We start from the raw sequence: 9,654 nt of genomic DNA on the forward strand, positions 1-9,654 counted from the left end.
TACCCTATTAATGAATTTGTTTCATTTCATGAGGAGTCACACGATGCAGGAGCTCACCCGTGACGTCGCGATCGTCGGCGCAGGCGCGACCGGCCTGTCCGCCGCCCGCGCGCTCACCCGCGCGGGGCACACCGTCGCCGTCCTGGAGGCGCGGGACCGCGTCGGCGGGCGGACGTGGACCGACACCGTCGAAGGCGCCCGGCTCGAGATCGGCGGCCAGTGGGTGTCGCCCGATCAGACCGCGCTCATAGCGCTGATCGACGAGCTCGGGCTGGAGCTGTTCTCCCGATACCGCGACGGCGACACGGTCTACGTGTCGCCCGACGGCGGCACCACTCGCCTCACGGGCGACGAGACCCCCGCCGCGCCGGCCACCGCGACCGAGACCGAGCGCCTGGTGGCACTCCTCGACGATCTCGCGGCCGAGGTCGATCCCGCCGCGCCATGGGCGCACCCGCGCGCCGCCGAGCTGGACTCGGTCTCGTTCTCACAGTGGCTGATCCAGCAGTCCGAGGACCCCGACGCCCGTGACGCCGTGGCACTGTGGATCGCGGGCGGCATGCTGACGAAGCCCGCCCACTCGTTCTCGGCCCTGCAGGCAGCGCTCATGGCTGCGTCGACGGGGGCTTTCCGCCACATCGTCGACGAGGACTTCCTTCTCGATCGGCGCATCATCACAGGAATGCAGTCGGTGTCGGAGGCGATGGCCGCGGAGCTACCCGAAGACGTGGTCCTGAGCTGTCCGGTGCGTGAGATCCACTGGGATGAAAGCGGAGTCACCGTGGTCGGCCAGGAGGCGACCGTCCGCGCCCGCCGCGTGATCGTGGCGGTGCCGCCGAACCTGTACAGCCGCATCGGCTACATCCCGCCGCTCCCCCGCCGCAAACACCAGGCGCACCAACACCAGTCGATGGGCCTGGTGATCAAGGTTCACGCCGTGTACGACACCCCGTTCTGGCGCGCCGAAGGCCTGTCCGGCACGTGCTTCAATCCCGCCGGTCTGGTGCAGGAGGTGTACGACAACACGAATCACGGCGACGAGCGCGGCACCCTCGTGGGATTCGTACCCGATGAGAAGGCCGACACCCTGTTCGCCTTGGGCGCCGACGAGCGCCGCTCCAAGATTCTCGCGTCCATCGCGGACGCCCTCGGACCCGCCGCGCTGAATCCGACCGTGTACTACGAATCTGATTGGGGCAGTGAGGAATGGACGCGAGGTGCGTACGCCGCGTCGTACGACCTGGGCGGCCTGCACCGGTACGGCCCAGACCAGAACGAGCCCGTCGGGCCGCTGTACTTCGCGTCCTCCGACATAGCGGGGCCGGGCTACCAGCACGTCGACGGTGCCGTCCGTATCGGCACCGCCACGGCTGAGCGGATCGCCGCCTCGCTCGCGGAGGAACCGGCCGCGGGCCGCATCCGCTAGCGCTTGATGACCGTCTTGTCGTAGGGCAGGGGCGGCGGAACCTTCTGGCCGCACATCTGGAGCGTGTACTCGGGGGTGCGGTCGATGCGGAACCTCATGGTCGCGAACGACAGTTTGATGTTGCGCTTGAACAGGTCCCACGTGAGCGGCGCTGCGTAGGACTGATGCAGTTGCTTCATCGCCGGGCACTGCAGGGCCACGCGAGCCTGGTTCACCCAGTCCGGATCGATGAAGTACGGCAGCAGTGGGTGCTTGGCCATCGCCCTCGTCTCGGCGATCGCCCAGTCCGGGTACTGGTCCTTGTCGTGACCGATCCGGCCGTCGGTCAGCCGGGACGTGTGCGTGGCGGTGGGCCACGCCAGGCCCACCTGATCCCAGATGCGCACAGAGAGATCCGTGTTCATGGACGTCATACCCAGATTGAGGAAGAACACCGTCTGGCGCTGTTGAACGTCCGCGGGCTTGGGGTACGGCAGCGGGTCGTAGTACCACCAGTCGTAGTCGTACGACGGCAGGTACACGCCGCCGCGCGGCGTCGCCTGAAGCCACTGCTGCAGGGACCGCATGCGCGGATAGTCCAGGTAGTCCTGTGCCGTGACGGGGTGCGAGTGGCCGGTCTGCATGGAGTAGAAGGAGCGCTCGTCCACGATGCCGCTCCGGCCGATGTAGGTGCCGTCCGGCTGCCCGCGGAAGGTGGAAGCATAGAGCGCCCACCCGATCACGAGAACCCACAGCACGGCGGCGACCGCCGCACCAGCGGAGCCCCCGAGCACGCGTGCCGCAGTGGTCAGCCGGCCGCGCAGGTGCTCGGACGCCGCTGGCGCGCGGCTCGGGATGCGCAGGGGCAGCACCATGACCGGCAACAGCAGGATGAACAACGGCGCGAGCAGCACGCGACCAGACATGAAGTCGCCGCCCTGCCGCAGCCAGTACGTGCCCTCGGCCAGTCCGCCGAGCAGGAAGAGGATCACGACCACAGTCGGGCTGCGCAGTGCGGCCCGCACCCGCGCGATGCGCGAGCCTGTGCGGACCGGGCGCGGGTCCCGCCGCAGGCCGACGACGGTCAGCAGGACCAGCGGGGCGCCGATCACCAGTGCCAGTACGGGCAGCCACAGCGAGTACGGGTCGACGAGGTTCCACAGGTAGTCGAAGCCCTGTGTCCACTTGGAGCCGTTGGCGTCCTTCGCGATGGCCGTGTTGGGTACGGGCAGGCCGTAGTAGCCCATCCGGAATACCTGGTACGCGACGGGAAGCAGGCCGCCCGCGAGGACTATGCCGATGCGCCGCCCGGCACCGATCGGCGACACGAACATGAGTGCCAGCACCATGGCGCCGATGAGCGCCATGTCGGGCCGTACCAACCAGGACAGTCCGGCGACGAAGGCGAGGCCGTAGGTGACCGCCTTGTCGCCTCGGTCCCGTGCGTCCGGGTCGCGCTGTGCCCACACGAGGGTCAGCCACCACATGCCCGCGATCCAGAAGATCGTCAACGACGACTCCAGGCCGCTGGTTGCGAAGTCGCGCGCCGGCGGCAGAGCCATGTAGACGAAGCCACCGGCCGGGAGCAGCAGCAGACCGCTGCCGTGCAGGCCCGACCACCCGGGTCCGCCCTTGTAGAGCCGGGCCGTGCCGAGCATCGCGATCGGCAGGGTGAGCACCGTCAGGACCAGCGTGATCGCGAGCACGACGTACTCGATCTGAACATCACTGATCCACGTGAAGAACCAGACGATGTACGTCCAGGCCGCAGAGGTGTTGACCTCGACGCGTTCCCCCTGGTTGAAAACCGGGCCGTTACCCGCGAGCAGGTTGCGGACGGTGCGGAGGACGATCAGCCCGTCGTCTGCGATCCAGCGACGCTGCCAGGCTCCATAGCCGAACAGGACGGCCGAGGTGAGCACGCCGAGCCACAGCGTGACGCGCGGGAGCGGGAAGGCGTCCTTCAGTTCTGCGCGCAGGGTGTCATCGGGATCACGGCGCGAGTGGGCCGAACCGGCTCGGCGCCGCAGCGCGCTTTGCACGGCCTCCGCCGAGAACGACGCAGTCGTCGCCTCCGGGTCGTCGGGCGGCCCGAAGCGGCGGGGCTCGGATGGCTCAGCCGACGAAGACCGCGACAACGACGGCTCCTATCCACGCCACCGCCAGCAGCTGGAGGACGCGGTCCCCCAGCGCGATCTCTTCGGGCTCCCCAGCCTCGCCACCGTCGACGTCGACCGCGTACCGAAGGATGGCGATGGTGAACGGGACCATGGACAGCGCGTACCAGACGTTCTGCGCGTGCACTGTCGAGAACGCCCAGAGCCCGTATGCCAGCACGACGGCCGTGGCCGACAGGGTCCACACGAACCGTAGGTAGGTGGTCGTGTAGTACTCGAGCGACTTGCGGATCTTGGCGCCGGTGCGCTCGGCGAGCTGCAACTCGGCGTACCGCTTGCCCGCGGCCATGAACAGCGATCCGAACGCCATGACGAGCAGGAACCACTGCGACAGCCCCTTGGGCAGCTCGGCCGCGACACCGCCGGCGACCGCACGCAGTAGGAACCCGGAGCTCACGATGCAGATGTCGATGACGGCCTGGTGCTTGAGTCCGAAGCAGTAGCCGAGCTGGATCACCAGGTAGACCGCGATCACGATCACGAGGTGCCAGTTGGCTATGAACGAGATCGCCAGCGCCCCTGCGGCGAGGATCACGGCGATCACGAACGCGAGGTTGCGGGGCACGACCCCCGCGGCGATGGGGCGGAAGCGCTTGGTCGGATGCGCACGGTCCGCCTCGACGTCCATGGCGTCGTTGATCAGATAGATGCTCGAGGCGACCATGCAGAACGCGACGAACGCGACCGCAACGCCCACGAGCCCGTGCCTGGAGACACCGTCCAGACCGGCTGCCAACGGCGCGACCAGGACCAGGGCGTTCTTCACCCACTGCCGGGGGCGCACGGCCTTGATCAGCCCGGTGGCGAGGTTCGACGGGGCCTTCAGCTCACCGTGCTCGATCGGCTCCTCGCTCATGCGGTCCGCTGTCCCTTCGCCATACTGCTGTTCCTCCGGTGCTGCCACAGTCTCTCACCCTCGATCGCGGCCGCCGCGCTCAGCGTTCCGATCGCCGCACCCGCGGCCACGTCGGTCGGGTAGTGCACGCCCAGCACGAGACGCGAGGCGAGCATCGGGGGCACGACGACGGCGGTCGCGAGCAGAGCACCGCCCGGCACGCCAGAGGCGCGGCCGAGCAGGATCGCAGCCGCCGTCGACGACGTGGCGTGCGACGACGGGAAGCTGAGCCGGCTGGGCGTGCCGACGCCGACGGTGATCTCCGGGTGATCCGGGCGCCGGCGGCGCACGATCCGCTTGATGACGACGGAAGCAGCGTGGGCGCCGAAGGCCCCGACACCCGCGGTGAGGTACTGCGTACGGCGACCGGGCTGCAGGAGCGCGCCGAGGCCGGCCAGCGCGAGCCAGCCGATCGAGTGCTCACCGAAGTGGCTCAGGCCGCGCGCCGCGGGAAGCACAGCCGGCTGATCGGCGAGCCGAGCCTGTACTGCGACGAGGATGCCCTCCTCGGTGCGCAAGTCGCGCCCGGCTTCGCTCTCCGTCACTTGGTCTCCTCCGGCTCGAAGATCTGCTTCCAGGCGTCGACGCTGGTCAGGTCAGCGTAGGCGGCGCGATACCGCTCCTTCATCTCGCCGAACCGCGCGTCGACCTCGCGGTGCAGCTTCAGCGACGTCTTCATGAGCTCCGCCATCTTCGCGCGGTCGCGCTGACGGTAGACGACGCCGCGGCCGTCGGCGGTGGTCACCGTTACGCCGTCGACACGGCCCAGGCTGAACCATCGGGCCTGTAGGGGCGGGTAGTTGGCCTGCGGCACCTCGTGGTTGCGCGGGTCCGCGGGCCGGACGTTGTTGCGGACCGCGGCGGCGAGTGCTTTGGCCTTCGCCACGGGATTCGTGGGGATCGCGGTGCCGAGTGCGGTCGCCTCTCCGCTGGTGCGAGGGAGTTCCGTCGCCGACGGCAGGACGACCGCGTCGGGGTACTCCTTGCGCATAGCCGCGACCTTGGGCAATGCCGTCGGCAGCAGGTCGAACAGCCCCTCCGGCCCGTTCAGGAAGTCACGCATCGCCTCGATCTGGATCGCGGCCGTCGAGTATTCGAGACAGAGGAGGTGCTTGAGCAGCGCCTTCACGGAGCTCTTGATGATGCCCCGGTGGTCGCCCTCGTGGTGCAGCGCGGCCACGATGAGTCGATTCCGGAGATGGAAGTACGCCTGCCAGTCGATGGCGTCGTCCTTATCGGACCAGGCCATGTGCCAGATGGCGATGCCGGGGATGGTCGCCGTCGGGAACCCGGCCTCGGCGGCCCTGAGCCCGTAGTCCCAGTCGTCCCATTTGATGAACAGCGGCATGGGAAGGCCGATCCGCTCGGCGGCGACACGCGGGATGAGGCACATCCACCAGCCGTTGCCGTCGACGTCGATGCGCCGGTGCAGGTCCTTGGACTTCTCGCGGTCCTTGAGCGGGTACTTCGCGAAGTCGTGGTCGTAGTGCACGAAGGGCGCGGCTGTCCACATGAACCGGCCGCGGTCGATGACCTCACCCATGCAGTGCAGGTGACTGCGGTCCTGCAGATTGAGCATCTGTCCGCCGACCAGCATCGGGGTCTTCGCGAACCGCGCGAACGCCAGGGCGCGCAGGATGGAATCGGGCTCGATGGCGATGTCGTCGTCCATGTACAGGACGTACGGCGAATCCGTGAGCCGCAGCGCCTCGTACATGATGCGGCTGTAGCCACCCGAGCCGCCAAGGTTGCCCTGCTCGAAGCGGTGGAACCTGTCGCCGAATTTGTCGACGGCAGCCGCGTAGCCGGGGTGGTCCGTGACCTTCTTCGTGCCCTGGTCCGGCATGAGCACCGCGTCGATCACATCGTCGACCTCGGGGTCGGACGCGAGCGCCTCGAGCGCGGCGACGGCGTCGTCGGGCCGGTTGAAGGTCGGGATGCCGACGGTCACCCGCTTCTCGGTGGGAAGCGTGGCATCGTCGATGGTCGAGTACCAGCCGGCGCTGATCAGCTCGGCATCGCTGTCGGCGGTGATGTCGAACCAGATCCAGCCACCATCCTCGAAGGGGCCCAAATCGGTTGCGAATTCTGCTGTGCCCGTACCTGATTCGTCGATATCGACAAGCGCTCCGCCGAGCGCGATCCGGGATCCGTCGATCTTGGAGCGATAGAGGTCGACCCGGACCGTGCCGCGGACCTCGACCCGCAACACGACATCGGTGAGGATCGTCCACCGGCGCCAGTACGACGCGGGGAAGGCGCCCCAGTAGGTCGCGAAGCTGACCTCGGAGTCCTCACTCAGCTTCAGCGAGGTGCGCGTCGGGGCATGTGCACGACGCGTATTGGTGGTCGCCTCGTCCAGGTAGAGCGCACGGACGTCGAGGGGTTCACCTGGACGGGGCAGGATGATCCGCTGGAGTAGGGTCCGCGCCTGGGTCACTGGTTCTCCTCCTGCAACGGCGCACCCGATTCCAGGTGGGGCCGCAGCGTGTTCTCGAACATCGTCAGCGCGCTGGCGATGGCCATGTGCATGTCGAGGTACTGGTAGGTGCCGAGCCGGCCGCCGAACAGGACCTTGTTCTCGGCGGTCTCCTGCCTGGCCTTCTCGCGGTACACGGCCAGCATCTCGCGATCGTCGGGGGTATTGATGGGGTAGTACGGCTCGTCGTCGTCGCGTGCGAAGCGGCCGTATTCGCGCATGATGACGGTCTTGTCGGCCGGGTACTCCTTGCGCTCCGGGTGGAAGTGCCGGAACTCGTGGATGCGGGTGTAGGGCACATCGGCGTCGTTGTAGTTCATGACCGGGGTGCCTTGGAAGTCGCCGGTGGGCAGGACCTCGGTCTCGAAATCCAGCGTCCGCCAACCGAGGCGGCCCGCGCTGTAGTCGAAGTAGCGGTCGAGCGGGCCGGTGTAGACCACGGGCTGGCCTGCGTGGACATCGTCGCGGATCTCGAACCAATCGGTGTCGAGCCGCACGTCGATCAGGTCGGAAGCAGCCATGTTCTCCAGCCACTTGGTGTAACCCGCGGTGGGCAGCCCCTCGTGGGTGTCGTTGAAGTAGCGGTTGTCGAACGTGTATCGCACCGGCAGTCGCGTGATGTTGCCCGCGGGCAGATTCTTGGGATCGGTCTCCCACTGCTTGGCCGTGTAGTGCTTGAAGAACGCCTCGTACAACGGGCGCCCGATCAGGCTGATGGCCTTCTCCTCGAAGTTGCGTGCGTCCTTGGAGTCGAACTCCGAGGCCTGCTCGGCGATCAGCGCGCGCGCCTCGTCAGGCGTGAAGTACCGGCCGAAGAACTGGCTGACGAGGCCCAGCCCCAGCGGGAACTGGTACGCCTGCCCGTCGTGCATCGCGAACACCCGGTGCTGGTAACCGGTGAAATCGGTGAACCTGTTGACGTACTCCCACACCTTCTCGTTGGAGGTGTGGAACAGGTGGGCGCCGTACTTGTGCACCTCGATGCCGGTCTCGGGCTCGGGCTCGGAGTAGGCGTTGCCGCCGATATGGGGCCTGCGCTCGACCACGAGCACCCGCCTGCCCAGCTCCGACGCGGCGCGCTCGGCGATCGTCAGGCCGAAGAAGCCAGAGCCGACCACGATCAGGTCATAAGATTTTTCGCTCGCCACGGGCACTCAGGGTATCGGAACCGCGCCGGACGGGGCCTGACCGCCGCGGGCGTGTGACCCGCGATCCGCGGATCCGCCGCTCGTATAGTGGCGGCGATCGAGCATGGGAGCAGCAGTGGGCACGGAAACCGCTCGGGCCGGGCGGCCACGGGACACCGCGCGCGAGCGTGCGATCCTCGCCGCCGCGCAACAGCTGATCGCCGAGGTCGGCTACGACCGGATGAGCATCGAAGCGGTCGCGGCGCGCGCGGGCGCGGGAAAAGCGACCGTCTACCGGCGGTGGGCGACGAAGTCCGATCTCGCGATAGCCGCCCTCATAGCGCTGAACTGGAACGAGCCCGCGCCCGATACCGGCGAACTGCGCTCGGACCTGCTGCACATCGGCCGCGCCTACCTCGGTCGGCACGACGAGCGCGATGCGGTCTTCGCAGGGGTCGTAGCGGCGCTGCCCCGGGAGCCCCGACTGCGCGCCGCCCTCGACGAGATCGTCGCAGCTCCACGTAGGCAGGCATTCACCGTCGCAGTGGCCAACGCGCGACGACGCGGTGAGATCGTCGCGGACGGGGAATTCGACCTTGTGGCCCGAACCTTCCCCGCCCTCATCTTCCATCGACTATCGGTACGGGATGGTCCGGTCGACGACGCCTACCTGACTCGGATCGTCGACGAGATCGCCCTGCCGTTGCTCATCGGTCAGTCCCAGAACAATCGGTAGAGGATGTAGCCGGCAGTCCACACCGTCACCAGCCCGACCAGCACCAACAGGATCTCGATAGCTACGACCATAGCTATACGATACGATACCGTCTCGTATTAGTGGCGGCATCCCGTCCGTTCTGGTGCGCGGACTCCAGCGCCGCCGGAGAGGGCGTCGCGAATCAGGGCCGGCGCGGCCGAAGCGGCGGCGCCTCAGCCGAGTTCGCGACGGAACCCGTCCAGGAGGGCCCGCAAGCCGTATTCGAAACGCTCGTCCGGATCGGCCTCGAATGTCGCGGAAACGGCGGTCCTGATGTAGTCGCTGCCTGCTGCGTCGAGCATGTCCTCGCGTTTGCGACGCCACGCCCCCGAGGCGATGAGTCCACGCAGCGCCTGCTCCTCGATGGCGTAGCCCAGCACGTAGTAGTTGAGCGCGAACAGGATCCAGCCGGAACGATCCGGTGCGAAACCGGCACGCTCCAGCAGCCCCAGCATCGTGTCGGCCGACAGCTGGGTGTTGGGCCCGATGACGTAGGTCCCGGCCACCAGGCGCGCGCCGTCACGATGGGCCAACAGTGCGTCGCGGAGCCGAACCGCCAAGACGGCCAGCTGCTCGTCCCATGCACCGTCCGGCAACGAGTGGTCCACCCCCTGGACGATGCGGTCCGCAATCCCCTCGAGAAGTGCCGTCTTGTTGGGGAAGTGGCGATAGAGGGCAGATCCGTCGACACCCAGGCTCGCGCCCAGCTTCCTCGTGGTCAGCCCGTCCAGTCCCTCGGCGTCCAGGAGGCGGATCGCCCCGTCCACTACATCCGCACGGCGCAGCAAGGCCACGTCCACTCCTCTCGACCCTT

Annotated in this window: 8 protein-coding genes; 2 read left to right on the top strand and 6 right to left on the bottom strand. The window is 67.8% G+C overall.

Going from position 1 to position 9,654, the window contains the following annotated elements:
• Window positions 1-43 precede the first annotated feature (43 nt).
• Window positions 44-1,426, top strand: a complete 1,383-nt coding sequence (locus P0W64_RS16150) for an NAD(P)/FAD-dependent oxidoreductase (protein ID WP_275481181.1) — start codon at window positions 44-46, stop codon at window positions 1,424-1,426.
• On the opposite strand, the gene zomB is transcribed toward P0W64_RS16150, so the two are convergent.
• Genes zomB through glf form a run of 5 tightly spaced genes read right to left on the bottom strand, consistent with a single transcriptional unit; the run spans window position 1,423 to window position 8,104 of the window.
• Window positions 1,423-3,543, bottom strand: a complete 2,121-nt coding sequence (zomB, locus tag P0W64_RS16155) for a flagellar motor control protein ZomB (protein WP_275481182.1) — start codon at window positions 3,541-3,543, stop codon at window positions 1,423-1,425. The two genes, P0W64_RS16150 and zomB, sit on opposite strands and share 4 nt — an antisense overlap.
• The gene (locus P0W64_RS16160; protein WP_275481183.1) at window positions 3,521-4,438 is read right to left on the bottom strand and encodes a decaprenyl-phosphate phosphoribosyltransferase; all 918 of its coding nucleotides are present in this window, start codon (window positions 4,436-4,438) and stop codon (window positions 3,521-3,523) included. Before P0W64_RS16160 ends, zomB begins: the two co-directional genes overlap by 23 nt.
• Window positions 4,435-5,022 (bottom strand): phosphatase PAP2 family protein, encoded by a 588-nt coding sequence (locus P0W64_RS16165; protein ID WP_275481184.1) that lies wholly within the window; start codon window positions 5,020-5,022, stop codon window positions 4,435-4,437. Before P0W64_RS16165 ends, P0W64_RS16160 begins: the two co-directional genes overlap by 4 nt.
• Window positions 5,019-6,947 (bottom strand): glycosyltransferase, encoded by a 1,929-nt coding sequence (locus P0W64_RS16170; protein ID WP_275481208.1) that lies wholly within the window; start codon window positions 6,945-6,947, stop codon window positions 5,019-5,021. Before P0W64_RS16170 ends, P0W64_RS16165 begins: the two co-directional genes overlap by 4 nt.
• Window positions 6,914-8,104, bottom strand: coding sequence for a UDP-galactopyranose mutase (gene glf, locus P0W64_RS16175; protein ID WP_275481185.1), 1,191 nt, complete (start codon window positions 8,102-8,104; stop codon window positions 6,914-6,916). Before glf ends, P0W64_RS16170 begins: the two co-directional genes overlap by 34 nt.
• Before the next feature lie 103 nt (window positions 8,105-8,207).
• On the opposite strand from glf, the gene P0W64_RS16180 reads away from it, so the two are divergent.
• Entirely contained in the window at window positions 8,208-8,819 is a 612-nt protein-coding gene (locus tag P0W64_RS16180) for a TetR/AcrR family transcriptional regulator (protein ID WP_275481186.1), read from the top strand.
• Window positions 8,820-9,013: 194 nt separating this feature from the next.
• On the opposite strand, the gene P0W64_RS16185 is transcribed toward P0W64_RS16180, so the two are convergent.
• The gene (locus P0W64_RS16185) at window positions 9,014-9,634 is read right to left on the bottom strand and encodes a TetR/AcrR family transcriptional regulator C-terminal domain-containing protein (protein ID WP_275481187.1); all 621 of its coding nucleotides are present in this window, start codon (window positions 9,632-9,634) and stop codon (window positions 9,014-9,016) included.
• Window positions 9,635-9,654: the final 20 nt, after the last annotated feature.

The sequence above is a fragment of the Tsukamurella sp. 8F genome, assembly GCF_029167375.1.
Taxonomy (GTDB): domain Bacteria; phylum Actinomycetota; class Actinomycetes; order Mycobacteriales; family Mycobacteriaceae; genus Tsukamurella.